Genomic DNA, 20,805 nt, shown 5'->3' on the forward strand with positions numbered 1-20,805 from the left:
GCGCAGTGTACCTGCGACGGCGGCCTGCTTTACGGCGCGCGCCCTGCGCGGGGCAGGGCGGCACCGCTTACGGGCGCAGCAGGACCTGGGCGGTTTCGGTGGCCAGGGCCTGCAGGTCGGCCGCGCTCGGACGCACCTGCAGGGTCGGCAGGTTGACGATCACCTGGTTGGCGACGCTGGTGGCGGCGGCGGCCAGGGTGGCGGCGTAGCGCTGTGCTTCCAGTTCGGCGGCCAGGGCGACGCGCTGTTCCAGGCTCGGGCGCACTTCCACCGCGGCCAGGGTGGTGATCGGCAGGGCGGCGGCGACGGGGGCGGCGGTGAAGCCGTCGCGTTCGGCCAGCTGGTCGGCGCTGGGGCGCACTTCCACGGTGGCCAGGGTCGGAATGCCGCTGGCCTGTTCCCAGGCCTGCTGGGCCAGCTGGTCGGCGGCCGGGCGAACCTGCACGGTGGCCAGGGTCTTGATGGATTCGGAGGCCTGCACCGACGAAACAACCGCGGTGCCGGCGATCAGGGCGATGGCGATGGCAATGGTCTTGGCGTTCATGACGGGGCCTGTTTAGTGTTGTTGAGCGGTGGTGTGGTAGTAAGGTAGAACACCAATTCGGGGGATGCAAGGGAAATTTTCGATTTCTTGCATTTGTTCAGTCTTCAGTCAGCTTTTGTCTGAAGCCCTTCTTGGCGCAGGAAGTACCAAGCAAACCCCGTGCCAACTTTTAATCATTGATTTGAAAGGGTTTTTCTCCCGTCGGAAAGTGTCCGCGGGGCGGACACCTGTCCATCCGAGGGGGCGCGGACACTGTCCGGACGCAGGGGCGGGGGAGACGTGACTGCTGTCGGGGGCCGCCGACAAGGCCCTGAACGGCTACGGGGGCAAACACCCCCAGTGACTGCTGGCGGATTCCGGGCCCCGGATGGGCGCGCTAGGATCGGGCTTCACCAACGTGACCAAGGATCCGGAAATGTCTCTCGCCCTGCGCCCGCGTGCTGCACTGCTCGCTGTTGCCCTCAGCACTGCCCTGGGCACGCTCGCGCCCACTCCTGCACTGGCGGCCAAGACGGTCACGCCGGCCAAGGTCGATATTCCGTTCGAGCAGTTCACCTTGCCCAACGGGCTGCGCGTGATCGTGCATACCGATCGCAAGGCGCCGATCGTGGCGGTCAACGTCTGGTATCACGTCGGCAGCAAGGACGAGCCTGCGGGCCGCACCGGTTTCGCCCACCTGTTCGAACACCTGATGTTCCAGAGCAGCGAAAACCACGACGGCGAGTATTTCGAACCGTTCAAGCAGGTGGGTGCCACCGGCCAGAACGGCACCACCAATACCGATCGCACCAATTACTTCGAGAACGTGCCGACCACCGCGCTGGACATGGCGTTGTGGATGGAGTCGGACCGCATGGGCCATCTGCTCGGTGCGATCGACCAGGCGGCGCTGGACGAGCAGCGTGGCGTGGTGCAGAACGAGAAGCGCCAGGGCGAGAACCAGCCCTACGGCCAGGCCTGGGAGAAGCTCAACCGTGCGATGTACCCGGCCGGCCACCCGTATCACCACAGCGTGATCGGCTCGATGAACGACCTCAACGCGGCCTCGCTGGATGACGTCAAGACCTGGTTCCGCACCTGGTATGGCCCGAACAACGCGGTGCTGGTGCTGGCGGGCGATATCGACGTGGCCACCGCCAAGGAGAAGGTGGCCCGTTACTTCGGCAGCATCCCGGCCGGTCCGAGCATGGCGCAGCCGAAGGTCGACGTGGCCAAGCGCCCGGCCGACACCCGCGAGACGATGACCGACAAGGTGCCGCAGTCGCGCATCTACCGCGCCTGGAACGTGCCGCAGGTCGGCACCACCGACGTCGACCAGCTGCAGCTGCTGGCCTATGTGCTCGGCGGCGCCAAGTCCTCGCGCCTGAGCCAGCGACTGCAGCACCAGGACAAGCTGGTGGACAACATCAGCGCCGGCGCCTACGCCTCGCAGCTGGGTTCCAACTTCATCGTCATGGCCACGGTGAAGCAGGGCCAGGATCCGGCCAAGGTCGAGAAGATCATCGACGAAGAACTGGACCGGTTGATCAAGGAGGGCCCCACGGCCGACGAGCTGGCGCGTGCCAAGACCGGCTCGCGCGCAGCGTTCATCCGCGGCATCGAGCGCATCGGTGGTTTCGGTGGCAAGGCCGACGCACTGGCCGAATGCGCGGTCTACACCGGCGACCCGGGCTGCTTCCGCACGTCGCTGGCCAACATCGACAAGGCGACCGCGGCCGACCTGAAGCGCCTGGGCGCACAGTGGCTGGACGTCGGCAGCCACACGCTGGTGGTCGAACCGGGCGAGCGCGTGGCGCTGAAGGAAGATCCCTCACAGGCGCCGAAGCCGTTCAACGTGCCGGCGGTGGACCCGAAGTACAGCACTCTGCCGGAGCAGGTGGACCGCAAGGCCGGCGTGCCGCAGACCCGTGAATTCCCGCAGCTGAAGTTCCCCGCCCTGCAGCGCGCCACGCTGAAGAACGGCACCCAGGTGGTGCTGGCCGAGCGCCACGAGATTCCGGTGGTGCAGTTCAGCTACCAGTTCCCGGGTGGCTTCACCGCCGACCAGGGCCGCAAGCCGGGCACCGCCAACTTCACCATGAACCTGATGACCGAAGGCGCCGGCAAGCTCGGCTCGCTGGCCTTCGCCGATGCCGCCGATGCGCTGGGTGCCAGCCTGGACGCCGGTGCCGGCCTGGATTCGGTGACCGTGGACCTGTCGGCACTGAAGGAGAACCTGGTGCCATCGCTGGCCCTGTACCGCGATCTGCTGCGCGAGCCGCGCTTCGAACAGGCCGAGATCGACCGGGTCAAGGCCACCTGGATCGCCGGCATCCAGCAGGAGAAGGTCAACCCGAACGCGGTGGCCATGCGCGTGCTGCCGCCGCTGCTGTACGGCAAAGGCCATCCGTACGCCATTCCGTTCACTGGCAGCGGCGATGAAGCGGCCATCAGCAGCCTCACCCGCGAGGATCTGGTCGACTTCCACCGCGACTGGCTGCGCCCGCAGGATGGCACCCTGATCGTGGTTGGCGATACCACGCTGGCCGAGATCGTGCCCCTGCTGGACAAGCAGCTGGGCGACTGGAAGGCCACGGGCGATGCGCCGCAGGTGAAGGCGGCCACCGATGTGGCGCTGCCGAAGGGCCCGCGCGTGTTCCTGATCGATCAGCCGGGTGCGGTGCAGGCAAACCTGTTCGCCGGCCAGGTGGTGCCGCCGTCCAGTGACGCCAGCTCGACCCGCTTCGATATCGCCAACGGTGTGATCGGCGGTGACTTCACCTCGCGCCTGAACATGAACCTGCGCGAGGACAAGCACTGGTCCTATGGCGCGCGCAGCAGTGCGCCGAACTCGGTCGGACAGCGGCCGTGGGCGGCCAGTGCCCCCGTGCAGATCGACAAGACCGGCCCGGCGCTGGCCGAGATGCAGAAGGAAATCGTCGAGTTCAGCACGGGCAGCAAGCCGGCCACCGCTGCCGAGGTCAACCGCATCCGCAACATCCAGACGCTGAGCCTGCCGGGCGCCTATGAGACCGCCAGTGCGGTGGCCGCGACCATCAGCAGCATCGTGCAGTTCAAGCGGCCGGATGACTATGTGCTGCGTCGCAAGGCCGAGATCGAGGCGATGACGCCGGCCCAGGTGCAGCAGGCTGCGGCCGAGATCAAGCCGCAGGCGCTGACCTGGGTGGTGGTGGGCGACCTCAAGCAGACCGAGGCGGCCGTGCGCGCGCTGAACCTGGGCGAGGTGACCGTGCTGGATGCCGAAGGCAAGCCGGTCAAGAAGTAAGGGACAGGCCTGCCCGCCACGGCGGGCAGGCCTCCCGGCTACCCTCGATTCAGGCGGTTCAGGCAGAATCCCCTCATACCCTTCCAGGATCTGCCCATGCGCGTTCTGCTGCTTTCCTCCCTGCTGCTCACCGTCACCGCCTGTACCTGGGTGCCGATCGAACCGGCCGGGAAGACCGTCCGCGTGCTGCCGGCCGGGCCGGCGCCCACCGGCTGCATCACCAAGGGCGAGGTGGTGGTCACCGTGAAGAGCAAGGTCGGCTTCTACAACCGCAACCCGCTGCGCGTGCAGGAAGAACTGGAAACGCTGGCCCGCAACGAGGCCCCCAGCGCCGGCGCCAATGCCGTACAGGCCGCCGCACCGCCGGCCGATGGCAGCCAGCGCTTTGCCGCCTTCCAGTGCCCGCCGCGCTGAATCCTTCACCATACGGGCAAGCCTGAATTCGTAAAGATGCGGTGAAGGCCCGGGGGGTTATAGAATAGCGCCCCCTTTTGCCTGAGCCTTGGCGCTAACCTCGATGCTCTTCAAGAATGTCTCGATCGCCGGCCTGGCACACGTCGATGCGCCTCATACGCTGACGACGAAGGAAATCAACGAACGCCTGCAGCCGACGCTGGACCGGCTGGGCATCCGCACCGACGTGCTCGGCGATATCGCCGGCATCCACGCCCGCCGCCTGTGGGACAACGGCGTGCTGGCCTCGGACGCGGCCACCATGGCCGGTCGCAAGGCACTGGAAGATGCCGGCATCGAAGCCACCCAGGTCGGCCTGCTGGTCAATACCTCGGTCAGCCGCGACTACCTGGAGCCGTCCACGGCCTCCATCGTCTCGGGCAATCTGGGTGTCAGCGACGAATGCATGACGTTCGATGTCGCAAATGCCTGCCTGGCTTTCATCAACGGCATGGACATCGCAGCGCGCATGATCGAGCGCGGTGACATCGACTATGCGCTGGTGGTGGATGGCGAAACCGCCAACCTGGTGTACGAGAAGACGCTGGAGCGCATGACCGCGCCGGACGTCACCGCCGACGATTTCCGCAACGAACTGGCGGCGCTGACCACCGGTTCGGGCGCTGCCGCCATGGTGATGGCGCGCTCGGAACTGGTGCCGGATGCCCCGCGCTACAAGGGCGGCGTCACCCGTTCGGCGACCGAATGGAACCAGCTGTGCCTGGGCAACCTGGACCGCATGGTGACCGACACCCGCCTGCTGCTGATCGAAGGCATCAAGCTGGCGCAGAAGACCTTCACTGCGGCCAAGATCGCGCTGGGCTGGGCGGTGGAAGAACTGGACCAGTTCGTCATCCACCAGGTCAGCCAGCCGCACACCGCAGCGTTCATCAAGAACTTCGGCATCGACCCGAAGAAGGTCATGACCATCTTCGGCGAGCACGGCAACATCGGCCCGGCGTCGGTACCGATCGTGCTGAGCAAGCTCAAGCAGCTGGGCAAGCTGAAGAAGGGTGATCGCATCGCGCTTCTGGGCATCGGCTCGGGCCTGAACTGCTCGATGGCCGAAGTGGTCTGGTAAACAGACCCCTGCGTTGAATCCTGGGGCCGGTACTACCGGCCCTTTTTACAGGTGCGACCCGATGTCCAAGCTTCCCGGTTACCCCGCCCATCCCCAACGCTTCGAGGTCCGCCCTGGCCTGTCGATGAACTATCTCGACGAGGGCCCGCGCGACGGTGAGGTGGTGGTGATGGTGCACGGCAATCCGTCGTGGAGCTATTACTGGCGCACGCTGGTGGCCGGCCTGTCGGACAAGTACCGTTGCATCGTGCCCGACCACATCGGCATGGGCCTGTCGGACAAGCCCGATGACCGTGGCTATGCGTACACGCTGCAATCGCGCGTGGATGACCTGGATGCGCTGCTCAGGCACCTGGGCATCACCGGCCCGGTGACCCTGGCCGTGCACGACTGGGGCGGCATGATCGGCTTTGGCTGGGCGCTGTCGCACCACGCGCAGGTCAAGCGGCTGGTGGTGCTCAACACCGCCGCGTTCCCGATGCCGGCAGCGAAGAAGATGCCGTGGCAGATCGCGCTCGGACGGCACTGGAAGATCGGCGAGTGGATCATCCGCACCTTCAATGCCTTCTCCGCCGGCGCATCGTGGCTGGGCGTTGAGCGGAAGATGCCCGCCGACGTGCGCCGCGCGTATGTATCGCCGTACAACAGCTATGCCAACCGCATCAGCACCATCCGCTTCATGCAGGACATTCCGCTGGGCCCGGCCGACAAGGCGTGGTCGCTGCTGGAGCGTGCAGGCAAGGCGCTGCCGTCGTTTGCCGATCGCCCGGCCTTCATAGGCTGGGGCCTGCGCGACTTCGTGTTCGACCACCATTTCCTGCAGGGCTTCCAGGCGGCGCTGCCGCAGGCCCAGGTGCATGCCTTCAAGGACGCGGGCCACTACGTGCTGGAAGACAAGCACGAGGTGCTGGTGCCGGAGATCCGCGCCTTCCTGGACGCGAACCCGATCTGATCGGATCCCCTCGGTAGCGCCGGGCCATGCCCGGCGTTGTCGTACAGGGGGTCAGAGCCCTTCCGTGCCGGAAACGGGCCCGACCCCGACCGTCACGCCGCGATCGGCGCCTGCGGCGGAGACGACGGGCTGCTGCCGTTGTCGTCCGGATGATCGTCGTCGTTGTCCGCCTCGTCGCGCCAGCGCCAGTCGGCCAGCGTCAGCGGGTCCAGGCCGTAGGCGATGCGGGCCTTGTCGCACTGCGGGCTGGCCTTGCCGTACTCCCATGAGGCATCCACTTCGCGGCAAACGCTGGGCCGGTTGGGGTGGATCGTGCAGCGCGAATACACGCCGATCTGCGCATCCAGTGCCACGCAGCGCACCGGTTTGGAGTGGGTGCCGCGCATGCACAGGCGATGCGGGTCGAGCACTTCGGTCAGCTGGTGGGGCACGCCGCCCGGGGTGACCTCGTCCGATTCCATCCAGTGGAAGGCCACGCGGTACTGGGTGCAGCAGGCGCCGCAGGTCATGCAGGGGTGTTGCATGGGCAAGCCGCCTCGGGCGGCAGTCGGAATCGGGAACGAGGCTGCGGATTTTCCACGAAGTGAGCCGCCGCGCAAGAAATTCCGTAAGCGGCGACAATGAACGGATGAACCGACCCTGCAACATTGCTGCGCGGTTGCCTGAACTGGCCCGTGAACGCCCCGACCAGATCGCCATCCGCTGCCCCGGCCGCCGCGGCGCCGGCAACGGCATGGCGGCCTACGATGTGACCCTGGACTATCGGCAGCTGGATGCCCGCAGCGACGCCATGGCCGCCGGCCTGGCCGGCTACGGGATCGGGCGCGGCGTGCGCACGGTGGTGATGGTGCGGCCCTCGCCGGAGTTCTTCCTGCTGATGTTCGCCCTGTTCAAGCTGGGTGCGGTGCCGGTGCTGGTCGATCCCGGCATCGACCGGCGCGCGCTGAAGCAGTGCCTGGACGAAGCCCAGCCGGAGGCCTTCATCGGCATCCCGCTGGCCCACGTGGCACGGCTGGCGCTGCGCTGGGCGCCGTCGGCGACCCGCCTGGTCACGGTGGGACGGCGGCTGGCCTGGGGCGGGACCACCCTGGCCGCGCTGGAGCGCGCGGGCGCGCAGGCCGGGCCGATGCTGGCGGCCACCGACGGCGAGGACATGGCCGCGATCCTGTTCACCAGCGGCTCTACGGGCGTGCCCAAGGGCGTGGTCTACCGCCATCGCCATTTCCTGGGCCAGATCGAGCTGCTGGGCAGCGCCTTCGGCATGGAGGCCGGCGGGGTGGACCTGCCGACCTTCCCGCCCTTCGCCCTGTTCGATCCCGCATTGGGGTTGACCTCGGTGATCCCGGACATGGACCCCACGCGGCCCGCGCAGGCCGATCCGGCACGCCTGCATGATGCGATCCAACGCTTCGGCGTGACCCAGCTGTTCGGCTCGCCTGCGCTGATGCGGGTCCTGGCCCGCCATGGCCGGCCGCTGCCGTCGGTGACCCGGGTGACCTCGGCCGGTGCCCCGGTTCCGCCGGATGTGGTCGCCACCATCCGTGGCCTGCTGCCGGCCGGCGCGCAGTTCTGGACGCCGTACGGTGCCACCGAATGCCTGCCGGTGGCGGTGGTGGAAGGCCATGAACTGGAGCGCACCCGTGCGGCCACCGAGGGCGGTGCGGGTACCTGCGTGGGCAACGTGGTGGCCCCGAACGAAGTGCGCATCATCGCCATCGATGATGCACCGCTGGCCGACTGGTCGCAGGTGCGCGTGCTGGCCACCGGCGAGGTGGGCGAGATCACCGTGGCCGGCCCCACCGCCACCGACAGCTATTTCAATCGCCCGCAGGCCACCGCTGCGGCGAAGATTGCCGAAACGCTGGCCGATGGCAGTACCCGCATCGTGCATCGCATGGGCGATGTCGGCTATTTCGACGCGCAGGGCCGTCTGTGGTTCTGCGGACGCAAGACCCAGCGCGTGGAAACCCCGCACGGCCCGCTCTACACCGAACAGGTCGAGCCGGTGTTCAACACGGTGCAGGGCGTGGCACGCACCGCGCTGGTCGGCGTGGGTCCCGCGGGCGCGCAGGTGCCGGTCCTGTGCGTGGAGCTGCAGCGTGGACAGTCCGACAGCCCGGCGCTGCATGAAGCGCTGCGCGCCCTTGCCGGCGCACGCCTGCCCGAGGCCGGGCTGCAGCACTTCCTGGTGCATCCGGCGTTTCCCGTGGATATCCGTCACAACGCCAAGATCGGCCGCGAGAAGCTCGCCGTCTGGGCCAGCGCCGAACTGGAGAAGCGCGCATGAAGATCCTGGTCACCGGTGGTGGTGGTTTCCTTGGCCAGGCGCTGTGCCGCGGGCTGGTCGAGCGCGGCCACCAGGTGCTGGCATTCAACCGCAGCCACTACCCGGCGCTGCAGGCGCTGGGAGTGGGCCAGATCCGTGGCGACCTGGCGGACCCGCAGGCCGTGCTGCATGCGGTGGCCGGTGTCGATGCGGTGTTCCACAACGGTGCCAAGGCCGGCGCCTGGGGCAGTTACGACAGCTACCACCAGGCCAATGTGGTCGGCACCGACAATGTCATCGCTGCCTGCCGTGCGCATGGCATCGGCAGGCTGGTCTATACCTCCACACCGAGCGTGACCCATCGTGCCACCCACCCCGTGGAAGGACTGGGCGCGGACGAGGTGCCCTACGGCGAGGATTTCCAGGCGCCGTACGCGGCGACCAAGGCGATCGCCGAACAACGGGTGCTGGCCGCCAACGACGCGACGCTGGCCACGGTGGCGCTGCGCCCGCGCCTGATCTGGGGGCCGGGCGACCAGCAGCTGGTGCCGCGCCTGGCCGAGCGCGCACGGCAGGGCCGGCTGCGCCTGGTCGGTGATGGCAGCAACAAGGTCGACACCACCTACATCGACAACGCCGCGCTGGCGCACTTCCTGGCATTCGAGGCGCTGGGCCCGGCGGCGGCCTGCGCCGGCAAGGCCTACTTCATCTCCAATGGCGAGCCACTGCCGATGCGCGAGCTGGTCAACAAGTTGCTGCAGGCCGTGGGCGCCCCCCCTGTGGAGAAGGCAATCAGCTTCAGGACCGCCTACCGGATCGGTGCGATCTGCGAGCGCCTGTGGCCGCTGCTGCGGTTGCGCGGCGAGCCGCCGTTGACGCGTTTCCTCGCCGAGCAGCTGTGCACGCCGCACTGGTACAGCATGGAGCCGGCGCGCCGTGATTTCGGCTATGTGCCGCAGGTCAGCATCGAGGAAGGGCTGCGTCGGCTGCAGGCCGCGTCGTCATGACGGCAGCCTCACGGCGCTGAAGACTTCATCGCGCGCAGAACCGGCCATCACCGGTTGCACACCGCCGGACCGGGAGGATGGACCCCACGCCACCCACGGCCGAATATCTGCGAGGAGCGCCATGCTGCATTACGCCGTCATTTTCTTCGTCATCGCCATCATCGCCGCCGTGCTCGGTTTCTCCGGCATCGCCGGCGCGGCCAGCAACATTGCCTGGATCCTGTTCGTGGTGTTCCTGGTCCTGGCGGTGATCTCGATGTTCCGCAAGCGCGGCTAGTGAGCCCCGGAGCAGTGCCGGTCGATGGCCGGCACTGCTCCGGCGGAAGCGGTTGTTTCCTGTAGTACCGGGTACTGCCTGGCCTACAGCAGCCTGTGATCGGCTTCGTGCCGTTCCAGGGCCAGTTCAATCAGGCGTGTGATCAGCGTGGTGTAATCCACGCCACTGGCGCCCCACAGCTTCGGGTACATGCTGATGCGGGTGAAGCCCGGCAGCGTGTTGACCTCGTTGATGACGACGCGGCCATCGCCGGTCAGGAACACATCCACTCTGGCCATGCCGGCGCACTCCAGCGCCTGATACGCCTGCAGGGCGATCTGCCTGATCCGCTGCTGGGTGGCATCATCGATGTCGGCCGGGACCACGATGTCGGCGCCATTCTCGTTGAGGTACTTGGTGTCGTAGGCATAGAACTCGTCGTGCACCACCACTTCGCCACACACGCTGGCCTGCGGCTGCTCGTTGCCGAGCACCGCACATTCGATCTCGCGGCCGGCCACGGCCGCTTCCACCAGAACCTTGTGGTCGTAGCGCAGCGCCCGTTCCAGCGCGGCCGCGAAGCCGGCAGCGTCCTTGACCTTGCTCACCCCCACCGACGAACCCTGGTTGGCCGGCTTCACGAACAGCGGCAGACCGAGCTGGGCGATGACGCCGTCGACATCGATGTTCGCAGCCTGGTGGCGACGGATGCACTGCCAGGGCGCCACCTGCAGGCCGGCATCGCGCAGCAGGCGCTTGGTCACGTCCTTGTCCATGGCCACGGCCGAGCCCAGCACCGGTGAACCGACGAAGGGCAGGTTGGCCATGCGCAGCAGGCCCTGCAGCGCGCCATCCTCACCCAGCGGACCATGCACGATCGGCAGGACAACGTCGATCTGGCCGAGCACGGCAGCCGGATCGGCGGGCTGCAGCTGCGCCTGTCCGGCGCCCGGGTGCACCGACAGCGCGACGCCGGACCGGTGCAGCGCGATGCGCGCCGGATCATCGGCGTTGAGCAGGAAGCTCCCGGCCTGGCTCAGATGCCATCGGCCCTGCTTGTCGATGCCGATCAGCACCGGCTCGAAGCGCTCGTGGTCGAGTGCGTCGAGGATGTTCTTCGCCGACTGCAGCGAGACTTCGTGCTCGGAGGACGTACCACCGAAAATGATGCCGACCCGGGTCCTGCTCATGGGCAATGCGATGTCCTGGACGTTGCGTGGCCCCACAGCATGGACCTTCCTTCGCCCGGCAGGTGAGGCGGAGATGAACCCGCACCCATCCGCGCTGCCCGGCCCAAGCCCGGCACCCACGAAGGTAGAATGGGGCCATGGCTCTTTCCCTGCTCAAGTCCCTCAAGCCGGTCGCCGGCCGTGCCCTGCAGATCGCCCTGAACCGCGCCCTGGCGCTGGATCCGGATACCCGCCACGCGTTGGCCGGTCTGGATGGCCGCCATATCGATCTGACCCTGGAGGCTCCTGCGCTGGCCATGCGCATCAGCGTTGACGGTGACCAGCTGCGGGTGGGGCCGGTGGATGCGCAGGAAGCCGATCTGGCCGTACGCAGCAGCTTGTCGGGGGTGCTGGCCCAGCTGCCGCTGCTGGCCAATGCCCGGCGCGCCGACAGCACCGGCAAGGGACGCGTGCGCGTGGCCGGCGATGCCGAGCTGGCGCGCCGCCTGCAGCAGCTGGCCAAGGGCTTCGACCCGGACTGGCAGCAGCCGTTCGTCAGCGTGTTCGGCGAGGTGCTGGGCGTACAGGTGGCCAACACACTGCGCGGCGCGCTGCAGCACGCCCGCCAGGGCGTGATCGATCTGGCGCACAGTGCAGCCGAATTCATTACCGAGGAATCGCGCGACGTGGTGCCGCGCGCCGAGCTGGACGCGTTCCACGACGATGTGGATGTGCTGCGCGATGATGTCGAGCGCCTGGGTGCACGCGTGCAGCGCCTGCGGGGTGCGGCATGAAGGCGGTGCTGCGGGCCAGCCGCATCGGCCGGGTGATCCTGCGCTACCGCCTGGATGACCTGCTGCAGGACACGCCGGCCGAACGCTGGCTGCGCCTGGCCAAACCCTTCGTTCCGCGGGCCTCGGCCGACATCGCCGCGCAATCGCGTGGCGCACGCCTGCGCCTGGCGCTGCAGGACCTGGGTCCGATCTTCGTCAAGTTCGGGCAGATCCTGTCGACCCGTCGCGACCTGGTGCCGCCGGACGTGGCCAACGAACTGACCCTGCTGCAGGACCGGGTCAAGCCGTTCGACGGCGACACCGCGCGCCGCATCGTCGAGGACGCGCTGGGCCTGCCGGTCAGCGAAGCCTTTGCCAGCTTCGATACCGAACCGCTGGCGTCGGCCTCGATCGCGCAGGTCCATGCGGCCACGCTGGCCGATGGCCGCCAGGTGGTGGTCAAGGTGCTGCGCCCGGGCATCGAGAAGCAGATCGACGCCGATATCGCCCTGCTCAATTCACTGGCCGCGCTGGTTGAGCGCACCCACCCGCGTGCCGACAAGATCCGCCCGCGCGAAGTCGTGGCGGAAGTGGAGAACACCCTGGCCGCCGAGCTGGACCTGCAGCGCGAAGGCGCCAACGCCAGCGTGCTGCGCCGCTTCTGGGAGAACTCCGACGACCTGTACGTGCCGGAAGTGATCTGGAGCCACACGGCCGAGCGCGCGCTGACCCTGGAGCGCGTGTGGGGCATTCCCTCCGATGACATCGTGGCACTGGACGCCGCCGGGATCGATCGCAAGGCGCTGGCCGCCAAGGGCGTGCGGGTGTTCTACACCCAGGTGTTCCGCGACAACTTCTTCCACGCCGATGCGCATGCCGGCAACATCTGGGTCGACCCCGATCCGGCACGCCGCAGCGATCCGCGCTTCATCGCGCTGGACTTCGGCATCATGGGCCAGCTGTCGCAGGAAGATCAGTACTACCTGGCCGAGAACTTCATGGCCATCTTCAACCGCGACTACCGCCGCATCGCCGAGCTGCACGTGCAGGCGCGCTGGATGCCGGACCACGTGCGCATCGACGACCTGGAAGCGGCGGTGCGGTCGGTGTGCGAGCCGTACTTCACCCGCCCGCTGTCGCAGATCTCGCTGGCGGAAGTGCTGATGAAGCTGTTCCGCGTGGCGCAGCGCTACCAGCTGACGCTGCAGCCGCAGCTGATCCTGCTGCAGAAGACCCTGTTGAACATCGAAGGCGTCGGTCGCCAGCTCGACCCGCAGATCGATATCTGGGCGGTGGCCAAGCCGGTACTGGCGAAGATCCTGCGCGAGCGCTACAGCCCGCGCAGGGTGATGCGCGAGCTCGGCAAGCGCCTGCCGGAAATCATGTCCCACGCACCGGACATGCCCCGCCTGGTGCATGCCTGGCTGACCCAGCAGGTGGAGGGACGTCACGAGCTGGCGATGCGCTCGCGCGATCTGGTATCGCTCGATGCCAGCGTGCAGCGCCTGCAGAAGCATGCGGTCGGTGCCATCACCGGCGTCGGCCTGCTTGCCATTGCCGCCTTGATGTACGTGCTGCAGCCGCCCGGCTGGTACTGGGGCGACCTGCCGATGTGGAGCTGGCTGTCGGGCGCGGTGGGTGTGGCCGCATTGGCCCGGGCGTGGTGGAAGTAGCCGCCGTGCTGCAGGCGCTCAAGGACGAACTGGCGCGCTTTGGCGCCGACAACGATGCGCGCGAAAGCGAGCGGGCCCGGCGCATGCTCAACATCACGCCGGATACCGGTGCGCTGCTGTCGCTGCTGGTACGTTTCGGACAGGCCCGGCGCGTGCTGGAGATCGGCACCTCCAACGGCTATTCCACCCTGTGGCTGGCCGAGGCTGCCGCTGCCATCGACGGCCATGTGACCACGCTGGAGTACGCTGCCGACAAGGTGGCCCTGGCCGGCGCGACCTTCGCCCGCAGCGGCCTGCAGGCGCATATCACCCTGATGCACGCTGACGCCGGGGCGTGGCTGGCGCAGGCGGCCGATGCCAGCATCGACCTGCTGTTCCTCGATTCGGATCGCGAGCAGTACGCTGGCTGGTGGCCGCACCTGCGCCGCGTGCTGCGGCCCGGTGGCCTGCTGGTGGTGGACAACGCGATCTCCCACGCCGAACAGATGGAGCCGCTGCGTGCGGCACTGGTGGCCGATCCTGATGTCAGCGTCAGCCTGGTGCCGGTGGGCAACGGTGAACTGCTCGCACTGCGCAACGTTTGACTGCCTCGCGGCACAAACCCGGGGTCAGATCCCTTTTCCGCAGGAAAAGGGATCTGACCCCATACAGGCCGCCCGTATAATCGCGCGGTGAGCACCGAACCCGATACCCTCGCCGCGGTCGAGACCGACACCGCCCCCCTTCGGCTCCTGCACCTGGATGAACGCCTGGCGGTGGTCGACAAGCCGGCCGGGCTGATGGTCCATGACAGCAAGCTGGCCCGTGGCGAAGATGATTTCCTGGCCGATCGCCTGCGTGAGCAGCTCGGGCGCCCGATCTTTCTGGTGCATCGGCTGGATCGTGCCACCAGTGGCTGCCTGCTGCTGGCCTTCGACCGTGACACCGCCAGTGCGCTGGGCAAGGCCCTGATGGGCGGCGAGGTGGCCAAGGACTACCTGACGATCTGCCGCGGCTGGCCGGCCGAGGCGTCCTGGCGGGTCGACCACGACCTCGACGGCGGCCCCGGAAAACCGGTCAAGAAGCCTGCCATCACCGACTTCCAGTGCCTGGCTACCGGCGAGCTGCCGGTGCCGGTCGGCGAGTTCGCCCGTTCGCGCTATGCGCTGCTGCGCTGCCAGCCGCAGACCGGACGGTTCCGGCAGATCCGCCGGCATCTCAAGCATCTTTCGCACCACATGATCGGCGACACCAGCCACGGCGACGGCCGCCACAACCGCATCTTCCGCATGCAGGGGGTGCATCGCATGCTGCTGCACGCCGAGCGCCTGCGTTTTCCGCATCCCGAGGGCGGCACGGTGGATGTGCGGGCGCCGCTGGACCGGGAATTCCAGAAGGCGCTGGACCTGTTCGGCTGGCGGGTGGAGTGAAGGCAGCGCCGGGCATGGCCCGGCGCTACCGCCTCACTTCTTTTCCGGCTCGTTGACGATCGCTTCCAGATCCTTCTGCAGGTCGGCGAACAGCGGCTGCATGCGCGACTGGATGGCCACCATCACGTTCTGCATCAGCGCCGGGGTCTTGTCGAGCAGACTCTGGCCCGCCGGGCTCTCGTAGAACTCGGCCATCGCCAGCACGTCTTCCTTGCTGAAGGTCTTCTTGTAGAGATCCACGTACATCGGCCGCAGCTGCTGCCATGACAGGGCCTGGCGCAGGGTCTGGCTGGTCCGTGCCTGGATGCGCTTGAGCTGCTCCTGCTGCTGGGCATTGAGCTGGCGCTGCGACGCGACCTGCTGGAACTGCTGCTGCTGCATCGCCTCGATCTGCGGCAGCATGGTGTCGATCATGCTCTGCGCGCGGGAGGCCGACAGCAGGCGGTTGATGTCGCCGTCGGTCGGCGCGGCGGCCAGGACCGGGGCGCTGGCCACGGCAAGCGCCAGCAGAAGGGCAGCACGGCGCAGCAGGGCGGGCAGGGTGGATGCGGAGCGGATCATGCGAAGCTTCCTGCGGTACATGGGACGGCCAGCATACCCGCTGGCAAGGCGAAGGCGGCGTGTTCGGTGCCTGATCGGCGGCATACGGCGCGCGATGCCGCACTCCGCCACGTGGCTGCCGTTACAATGCGCGGATGGGCAATGGACCGGTCACCATCAGCGCGCAGCTTGAAATCCCCGACGGCGAGATCGTCGAGCGTTTCGTGCGTGCCAGTGGTGCCGGTGGCCAGAACGTCAACAAGGTGTCCACCGCGGTGGAACTGCGTTTCGACGTGGCCAACTCGCCCTCGTTGCCCGAACCGTTGCGCGCGCGCCTGCTGGCGCGGCGTGACCGGCGGATGACCGGCGAAGGCGTGCTGGTCATCGACGCGCAACGCTTCCGGACCCAGGATCGCAATCGCGAGGATGCGCGCGAGCGGCTGGCGGCCTTCATCCAGGCCGGGTTGAGCGTGCCCAAACCGCGCAAGGCCACCAAGCCGACCCTCGGGTCGAAACTGCGTCGTCTGGACGCCAAACGCGGGCGCGCGCAGATCAAGCGCGGGCGCTCCTCACGTGACTGGGAGTGATTGCTTGAACAACCCGACTCCGTTGCTGCCGGCCATCCCGCCGAACATGCCGCAGGTCAGATCCAACCCGTTCCTGCGCTGGCTGGCGCGCTGCACCCTGCGCATGGGCGGCTGGAAGGTGGTCGGCACCCTGCCGGACATCCCGAAGCTGGTCTTCATCATCGCCCCGCACTCGTCCAACTGGGACGGGTTCTGGGGCATGGCGGCCAAGATCGCACTGGGCATGAAGGTCAAGGTGCTGGGCAAGGCGTCGCTGTTCTGGTGGCCGCTGGGCCCGCTGCTGCACCGGCTGGGCGTGATCCCGCTGGACCGCAGCTCGCCGCAGGGAACCGTCGGCCAGGCCGTGGACCTGATCCGCAACAACGACAGGATGTGGTTCGCGATCACCCCTGAAGGCACCCGCAAGGCGGTCAAGGAATGGAAGGCCGGATTCCTGAAGATCGCGCGGATGGCCGATGTGCCGATCCTGACCGCCTATTTCCATTATCCGGAGAAGGTCATCGGCGTCGGTCCGCTGTTCCATCCCACCGGCGATGACGTGGCCGACATGGCCGCCATCCGCGAGTTCTACCGGCCCTGGATCGGCAAGACCCGCGGTACGGTCTGAGCCGGCCGCCAGTGAAGGTCCAGACGCCACGTCCGGCACATGCCGGGCGAGCGCGACAGGAGTAGGGTGGACGGTCGGCATCCCATCCCGTCTGCCCAAGGAGCGTTTTACATGTCGCGTACCGTAGTCCTGGCCGCCGCCATCAGCCTGGCGCTGGCGGCCTGTTCCGGCAAGGAGTCCACCCCCGTGTCCGCAGCCCAGAATACCCCGGCCCAGCAGCCGGCCGATGCCTCCACCAACCCGCTGCTGAGCGCCAGCACGCTGCCGTTCCAGGCGCCGCCGTTCGACAAGATCAAGGACAGCGACTACCTGCCGGCGTTCGAGGAAGGCATGCGCCAGCACCTGGCCGACGTGCGCAAGATCGCCGACAACAGCGAGCCGGCCACCTTCGACAACACCATCGTGGCGATGGAGCGCAGCGGTGAGACCCTGACCCGCGTGTCGCGCATCTTCTTCGGCCTGGTGCAGGCCGATACCAACGATGCGCGCCAGAAGATCCAGGAAGAAGTCGCGCCGAAACTGGCCGCGCACCAGGACGAGATCAGCCTGGACCCGAAGCTGTTCGCACGCGTGAAGTCGCTGTACGACCAGCGTGACAGGCTGGGCCTGGACCCGGTGCAGAAGCGCCTGGTCGAGCATTACTACGACGGCCTGGTGCGTGCCGGTGCGCAGCTGTCCGACGCCGACAAGGCCAGCCTGCGCAAGCTCAACGTGGAAGAGACCACGCTTTCCACCCAGTTCCATACCCGCCTGGTCGCCGCCACCGCTGCCGCTGCCGTCATCGTGGACGACAAGGCCAAGCTGGCCGGCCTGGATGAGAACGCGATCAACACCGCAGCTGCCGATGCGAAGGCGCGCAAGCTTGACGGCAAGTTCCTGCTGCCGCTGCAGAACACCACCCAGCAGCCGGTGCTTGGTTCGCTGAGCGACCGCGACCAGCGCGCCGCCGTGCTAAAGGCCTCGGAAACCCGCGCCGAGCGCGGTGATGCCAACGACACCCGCCAGACCGTGCAGCGCCTGGCCCAGCTGCGTGCGCAGAAGGCCAAGCTGCTGGGTTTCGACACCTTCGCCGACTACCAGCTGGGCGACCAGATGGCCAAGACCCCGGCCGCCGCGCTGAAGCTGCTGACCGACACCGTGCCGGCTGCCACCGCCAAGGCACGTGCCGAAGCCGGCGAGATCCAGAACGTGATCGACGCGCAGAAGGGCGGTTTCCAGGTTGCGGCCTCGGACTGGGACTTCTACGCCGAGCAGGTACGCAAGGCCAAGTACGATCTGGATGAGTCGCAGATCAAGCCCTATTTCGAGCTGGACAACGTGCTGCAGAACGGCGTCTTCTACGCCGCCACCCAGCTGTACGGCATCACCTTCAAGCCACGTACCGACATTCCGACCTACCACCCGGACATGAAGGTGTATGAAGTGTTCGACAAGGACGGCACCTCGCTGGCCCTGTTCTACACCGACTACTTCAAGCGTGACAGCAAGTCCGGTGGCGCGTGGATGGACGTGTTCGTCGAGCAGGATGGCCTGACCGGCGCCAAGCCGGTGGTCTACAACGTCTGCAACTTCACCAAGCCGGCCGAAGGCCAGCCGGCGCTGTTGAGCTTCGACGACGTCACCACCCTGTTCCACGAGTTCGGCCACGCCCTGCACGGCATGTTCTCGAACGTGAAGTACCCCTCGATCGCCGGCACGGCCACCTCGCGCGATTTCGTCGAGTTCCCGTCGCAGTTCAACGAGCACTGGGCGCTGGATCCGAAGGTCTTCGCCAACTACGCCAAGAACTACAAGACCGGCGAGCCGATGCCGCAGGAACTGGTCGACAAGATCCTCAAGGCGCGCAGCTTCAACCAGGGCTACGCCACCACCGAGTACCTGTCGGCTGCGCTGCTGGACCTGGCCTGGCACACGCAGAAGGCCGACGCGCCGCTGCAGGATGTCGGAGCCTTCGAAGCCAGCGCGCTGAAGAAGTTCAAGGTCGATCTGCCGCAGGTTCCGCCGCGCTACCGCACCACCTACTTCGACCACATCTGGGGCGGTGGCTACTCGGCTGGCTACTACGCCTACTTCTGGGCGGAAGTGCTCGACCATGACGCCTTCCAGTGGTTCACCGAGAACGGTGGCCTGACCGCGGCCAATGGCCAGGAATTCCGCGACAAGATCCTCTCGCGCGGCAACAGCGTGGAGCTGTCGACCCTGTACCGCGATTTCCGCGGCAAGGACCCGTCGGTGGAGCCGCTGCTGAAGTTCCGCGGGCTGAAGTAAGAAAGCGAAAACGGCGGGGGCGACCCCGCCGTTTTTCTTTCTGTAGCGTCGAGCCATGCTCGACGTTCTTCTGTAGAGCCGAGCCCATGCTCGGCTGATGTTTCCTGGAAAGGCAGCCGAGCATGGGCTCGGCTCTACAAACAGCGTTACGTCCCCACGTGCACCCGGTTCGCCTGTTCGGCAAGGCCCAGGTGATCCAGCGCGATATCCAGCGCCAGCACGTAGCTCTGCGCGCCATAGCCGGCGGCGATGCCCAGGCGCTGGCCGATGCCGGCCGGCAGACAGGGCTCAGCCACCGCGCCGTCGTCATGCACCTCCACGTAGGCGTTGTGCAGATAGGGCAGCAGGCGCTGCAGACGCAGGCTGCCGGCACACGCGCCGGGATCGAGCAATGTCACTTCGCCGCGGCTGTGATCGGCCACGCGCAGGGCATCCAGCAGTTCCTGTTCCGAACCGCAGGCACGGATGGCCACGCTGGTGCCGGCATCAATCGCACGGTGTACCAGCGACTTCAGTACCGGTGCCGGCAGCGGCAGTGCGGTACGGATCAATGTGCCGGCCGCTTCCGGGCCGCGGATGATGAAGATCGACATGGCTCAGCCCTCCTGCGCCAGGCGGCGGCCGACGATGGCCAGCGACAGCGGATAACCGGCCTGCTGGCTGCGCTGGTCGACCACCACCGCGGCCGGCCCATGCTGCAGGCGCAGGCGCGCGTCCAAGCCGGGTTCGCGGGCGCTCTGCAGTTCGATGTAATGCGCCGGCAGCCGCTCCAGGGCGGCCTGCAGCGCGCTGCCCTCGGCCTGCCATTGCGCCTCGTCGGCCACGCCCACGTCCAGCAGTACCCAGTCGGCCGAGCGCGCCTGCGGCTGGCACAGGCACTGGCGCACTTCGGACAGGCTGGCGCAGTCGCTGCACAGCACGCGGTGGCCGGACAACTGCGCCGGCAGCTGCGGACGCGGTGCCGATGAAGAGGCGTGGCGGATCACCAGGAGGGTCATACAACACCTTGCGGAAAGCGCCGTTCGGCGCGGTGGGCAGACGATGCGCGCAGTGCCCGTAAAGGTGCGATGCCGGGCGCCGGGCCCGGGCGTAAAACCTGCGTAACCCTGCATCGGCAGCGCCGGGCCATGCCCGGAGAGCACATGGCGCGGCCGTTCCAACACTCGGCCGGGCATGGCCCGGCGCGACCGGGAACCTCTTGCACCCGGATGGGGTCTGAAGACCCTGCCACCCCATCGGAACCTGACATGGATGCTGTTGCCCGACCGCCGTTCCCGCAACGCGCTCTCGCCTGGCTGAAGAAGGAGGCGCTGCCGCTGCTGCTCATGCTGGGCCTGCTCGCCGCCGCCCGCGACACCCTCGCCAATCATTACGTGGTGCCCAGTGGCTCGATGCAGCCGACCCTGCAGCCCGGTGACCGGGTGGTGGTGGACATGCGTGCCTATGGCCTGCGCCTGCCGTTCACCAACACGTCCCTGCTGTCCACCGGCCAGCCGCAGCGCGGCGAGGTGGCGGTATTCGATTCGCCTGCCGACGGCACCCGCCTGATCAAGCGGGTCGCCGCCGTGGCCGGCGACCACGTGCAACTGCACGAGGGCCACCTGAGCATCAACGGCCACCCGCTGCAGATGGCCGACCTGCAGGACGTGGAGGCCTTCGGCAGCCGCCGTGCCCGCCTGGACCTGGACATGGGCGGTGGTCCCGACATTGCGGATCTGGTGGTACCGGCCGGCAAGCTGCTGGTACTGGGGGATCATCGCGGCAACAGTTTCGATGGCCGCTTCTTCGGCTTTGTCGACGCCGACAAAGTCTACGGGCGCGCGGTGGCCGTCTACTACCGCCGTGGCGATGGCTTCCAGTGGCAGCACCTGTGAGCTGAATCGATACGTCAGGGATATCAATCCTGACTTTTCAGGTTATGGATCGACTGGGTGGACGGGCCTAGTCTGGGGCCC

The 20,805-nt window shown here is 67.5% G+C and carries 21 protein-coding genes; 15 read left to right on the forward strand and 6 right to left on the reverse strand.

Annotated features, from left to right (window positions below; all coding sequences use genetic code 11):
• Window positions 1-67: 67 nt before the first annotated feature.
• Window positions 68-544 (reverse strand): XAC0231 family protein, encoded by a 477-nt coding sequence (locus ACVOME_RS05850; RefSeq protein ID WP_065182052.1) that lies wholly within the window; start codon window positions 542-544, stop codon window positions 68-70.
• 415 nt (window positions 545-959) lie between these two features.
• Between ACVOME_RS05850 and ACVOME_RS05855 the strand changes: the two genes are divergently transcribed.
• From ACVOME_RS05855 to ACVOME_RS05870, 4 genes are all read left to right on the forward strand, one after another.
• A complete protein-coding gene (locus ACVOME_RS05855) occupies window positions 960-3,809 on the forward strand; it encodes a M16 family metallopeptidase (protein ID WP_053518421.1) in 2,850 nt (949 codons plus the stop codon).
• 96 nt (window positions 3,810-3,905) lie between these two features.
• Window positions 3,906-4,223, forward strand: coding sequence for a DUF4156 domain-containing protein (locus ACVOME_RS05860; RefSeq protein WP_053518422.1), 318 nt, complete (start codon window positions 3,906-3,908; stop codon window positions 4,221-4,223).
• A gap of 103 nt (window positions 4,224-4,326) precedes the next feature.
• Window positions 4,327-5,343 (forward strand): 3-oxoacyl-ACP synthase III, encoded by a 1,017-nt coding sequence (locus ACVOME_RS05865; protein ID WP_008264841.1) that lies wholly within the window; start codon window positions 4,327-4,329, stop codon window positions 5,341-5,343.
• A 61-nt stretch (window positions 5,344-5,404) separates the two neighbouring features.
• Entirely contained in the window at window positions 5,405-6,295 is an 891-nt protein-coding gene (locus ACVOME_RS05870; RefSeq protein ID WP_053518424.1) for an alpha/beta fold hydrolase, read from the forward strand.
• A gap of 92 nt (window positions 6,296-6,387) precedes the next feature.
• Here the strand turns inward: ACVOME_RS05870 and ACVOME_RS05875 are convergent, their stop codons facing one another.
• Window positions 6,388-6,819: a YkgJ family cysteine cluster protein gene (locus ACVOME_RS05875; protein ID WP_053518425.1), complete on the reverse strand. Its 432-nt coding sequence runs from the start codon at window positions 6,817-6,819 to the stop codon at window positions 6,388-6,390.
• A gap of 104 nt (window positions 6,820-6,923) precedes the next feature.
• On the opposite strand from ACVOME_RS05875, the gene oleC reads away from it, so the two are divergent.
• The 3 genes from oleC (at window position 6,924) to ACVOME_RS05890 (ending at window position 9,845) form a co-directional block, all read left to right on the forward strand.
• Window positions 6,924-8,582 carry an olefin beta-lactone synthetase gene (gene oleC, locus ACVOME_RS05880; RefSeq protein ID WP_053518426.1) on the forward strand — a complete coding sequence of 553 codons (1,659 nt, stop codon included), beginning with the start codon at window positions 6,924-6,926 and terminating at the stop codon, window positions 8,580-8,582.
• The gene (oleD, locus tag ACVOME_RS05885; protein WP_111186525.1) at window positions 8,579-9,568 is read left to right on the forward strand and encodes a 2-alkyl-3-oxoalkanoate reductase; all 990 of its coding nucleotides are present in this window, start codon (window positions 8,579-8,581) and stop codon (window positions 9,566-9,568) included. Before oleC ends, oleD begins: the two co-directional genes overlap by 4 nt.
• A gap of 121 nt (window positions 9,569-9,689) precedes the next feature.
• A complete protein-coding gene (locus ACVOME_RS05890) occupies window positions 9,690-9,845 on the forward strand; it encodes a DUF1328 domain-containing protein (RefSeq protein WP_004153593.1) in 156 nt (51 codons plus the stop codon).
• Window positions 9,846-9,928: 83 nt separating this feature from the next.
• On the opposite strand, the gene ddlA is transcribed toward ACVOME_RS05890, so the two are convergent.
• Complete coding sequence (gene ddlA, locus ACVOME_RS05895) at window positions 9,929-11,014, reverse strand: D-alanine--D-alanine ligase (RefSeq protein ID WP_197571819.1); 1,086 nt, start codon at window positions 11,012-11,014, stop codon at window positions 9,929-9,931.
• 137 nt (window positions 11,015-11,151) lie between these two features.
• On the opposite strand from ddlA, the gene ACVOME_RS05900 reads away from it, so the two are divergent.
• From ACVOME_RS05900 to ACVOME_RS05915, 4 genes are all read left to right on the forward strand, one after another.
• Window positions 11,152-11,787, forward strand: coding sequence for a ubiquinone biosynthesis accessory factor UbiJ (locus ACVOME_RS05900; RefSeq protein ID WP_053518430.1), 636 nt, complete (start codon window positions 11,152-11,154; stop codon window positions 11,785-11,787).
• Complete coding sequence (gene ubiB, locus ACVOME_RS05905) at window positions 11,784-13,439, forward strand: ubiquinone biosynthesis regulatory protein kinase UbiB (RefSeq protein ID WP_481504826.1); 1,656 nt, start codon at window positions 11,784-11,786, stop codon at window positions 13,437-13,439. Before ACVOME_RS05900 ends, ubiB begins: the two co-directional genes overlap by 4 nt.
• 5 nt (window positions 13,440-13,444) lie before the next feature.
• Window positions 13,445-14,023 (forward strand): O-methyltransferase, encoded by a 579-nt coding sequence (locus ACVOME_RS05910; protein ID WP_262218909.1) that lies wholly within the window; start codon window positions 13,445-13,447, stop codon window positions 14,021-14,023.
• An 87-nt stretch (window positions 14,024-14,110) separates the two neighbouring features.
• A complete protein-coding gene (locus tag ACVOME_RS05915) occupies window positions 14,111-14,848 on the forward strand; it encodes a pseudouridine synthase (RefSeq protein WP_053518434.1) in 738 nt (245 codons plus the stop codon).
• Between the two features lie 33 nt (window positions 14,849-14,881).
• Here the strand turns inward: ACVOME_RS05915 and ACVOME_RS05920 are convergent, their stop codons facing one another.
• Window positions 14,882-15,409: a DUF2059 domain-containing protein gene (locus ACVOME_RS05920; protein WP_065174175.1), complete on the reverse strand. Its 528-nt coding sequence runs from the start codon at window positions 15,407-15,409 to the stop codon at window positions 14,882-14,884.
• Window positions 15,410-15,543: 134 nt separating this feature from the next.
• Here ACVOME_RS05920 and arfB point away from each other — a divergent pair, with 134 nt between their 5' ends.
• The 3 genes from arfB (at window position 15,544) to dcp (ending at window position 18,850) form a co-directional block, all read left to right on the forward strand.
• On the forward strand, window positions 15,544-15,975 hold the full coding sequence (gene arfB, locus ACVOME_RS05925; RefSeq protein ID WP_111186528.1) for an alternative ribosome rescue aminoacyl-tRNA hydrolase ArfB: 432 nt from the start codon (window positions 15,544-15,546) through the stop codon (window positions 15,973-15,975).
• Between the two features lie 4 nt (window positions 15,976-15,979).
• The gene (locus tag ACVOME_RS05930) at window positions 15,980-16,582 is read left to right on the forward strand and encodes a lysophospholipid acyltransferase family protein (RefSeq protein ID WP_053518437.1); all 603 of its coding nucleotides are present in this window, start codon (window positions 15,980-15,982) and stop codon (window positions 16,580-16,582) included.
• A 111-nt stretch (window positions 16,583-16,693) separates the two neighbouring features.
• Window positions 16,694-18,850, forward strand: a complete 2,157-nt coding sequence (gene dcp / locus ACVOME_RS05935; protein WP_481504827.1) for a peptidyl-dipeptidase Dcp — start codon at window positions 16,694-16,696, stop codon at window positions 18,848-18,850.
• A 146-nt stretch (window positions 18,851-18,996) separates the two neighbouring features.
• Here dcp and ACVOME_RS05940 read toward each other — a convergent pair whose 3' ends face one another.
• On the reverse strand, window positions 18,997-19,443 hold the full coding sequence (locus tag ACVOME_RS05940; protein WP_053518439.1) for a hypothetical protein: 447 nt from the start codon (window positions 19,441-19,443) through the stop codon (window positions 18,997-18,999).
• 3 nt (window positions 19,444-19,446) lie between these two features.
• A complete protein-coding gene (locus ACVOME_RS05945; protein WP_053518441.1) occupies window positions 19,447-19,848 on the reverse strand; it encodes a hypothetical protein in 402 nt (133 codons plus the stop codon).
• 249 nt (window positions 19,849-20,097) lie between these two features.
• Here ACVOME_RS05945 and lepB point away from each other — a divergent pair, with 249 nt between their 5' ends.
• Complete coding sequence (gene lepB / locus ACVOME_RS05950) at window positions 20,098-20,724, forward strand: signal peptidase I (RefSeq protein WP_065174178.1); 627 nt, start codon at window positions 20,098-20,100, stop codon at window positions 20,722-20,724.
• Window positions 20,725-20,805: the final 81 nt, after the last annotated feature.

This window comes from Stenotrophomonas sp. STEN008 (genome assembly GCF_056760435.1).

Coding starts and splice junctions, on each gene's coding strand:
- ACVOME_RS05850 (WP_065182052.1), bottom strand. CDS start 544: ATGAACGCCAAGACCATTGCCATCGCCATCGCCCTGATCGCCGGCACC.
- ACVOME_RS05855 (WP_053518421.1), top strand. CDS start 960: ATGTCTCTCGCCCTGCGCCCGCGTGCTGCACTGCTCGCTGTTGCCCTC.
- ACVOME_RS05860 (WP_053518422.1), top strand. CDS start 3,906: ATGCGCGTTCTGCTGCTTTCCTCCCTGCTGCTCACCGTCACCGCCTGT.
- ACVOME_RS05865 (WP_008264841.1), top strand. CDS start 4,327: ATGCTCTTCAAGAATGTCTCGATCGCCGGCCTGGCACACGTCGATGCG.
- ACVOME_RS05870 (WP_053518424.1), top strand. CDS start 5,405: ATGTCCAAGCTTCCCGGTTACCCCGCCCATCCCCAACGCTTCGAGGTC.
- ACVOME_RS05875 (WP_053518425.1), bottom strand. CDS start 6,819: ATGCAACACCCCTGCATGACCTGCGGCGCCTGCTGCACCCAGTACCGC.
- oleC (WP_053518426.1), top strand. CDS start 6,924: ATGAACCGACCCTGCAACATTGCTGCGCGGTTGCCTGAACTGGCCCGT.
- oleD (WP_111186525.1), top strand. CDS start 8,579: ATGAAGATCCTGGTCACCGGTGGTGGTGGTTTCCTTGGCCAGGCGCTG.
- ACVOME_RS05890 (WP_004153593.1), top strand. CDS start 9,690: ATGCTGCATTACGCCGTCATTTTCTTCGTCATCGCCATCATCGCCGCC.
- ddlA (WP_197571819.1), bottom strand. CDS start 11,014: ATGAGCAGGACCCGGGTCGGCATCATTTTCGGTGGTACGTCCTCCGAG.
- ACVOME_RS05900 (WP_053518430.1), top strand. CDS start 11,152: ATGGCTCTTTCCCTGCTCAAGTCCCTCAAGCCGGTCGCCGGCCGTGCC.
- ubiB (WP_481504826.1), top strand. CDS start 11,784: ATGAAGGCGGTGCTGCGGGCCAGCCGCATCGGCCGGGTGATCCTGCGC.
- ACVOME_RS05920 (WP_065174175.1), bottom strand. CDS start 15,409: ATGATCCGCTCCGCATCCACCCTGCCCGCCCTGCTGCGCCGTGCTGCC.
- arfB (WP_111186528.1), top strand. CDS start 15,544: ATGGGCAATGGACCGGTCACCATCAGCGCGCAGCTTGAAATCCCCGAC.
- dcp (WP_481504827.1), top strand. CDS start 16,694: ATGTCGCGTACCGTAGTCCTGGCCGCCGCCATCAGCCTGGCGCTGGCG.
- ACVOME_RS05940 (WP_053518439.1), bottom strand. CDS start 19,443: ATGTCGATCTTCATCATCCGCGGCCCGGAAGCGGCCGGCACATTGATC.
- ACVOME_RS05945 (WP_053518441.1), bottom strand. CDS start 19,848: ATGACCCTCCTGGTGATCCGCCACGCCTCTTCATCGGCACCGCGTCCG.
- lepB (WP_065174178.1), top strand. CDS start 20,098: ATGGATGCTGTTGCCCGACCGCCGTTCCCGCAACGCGCTCTCGCCTGG.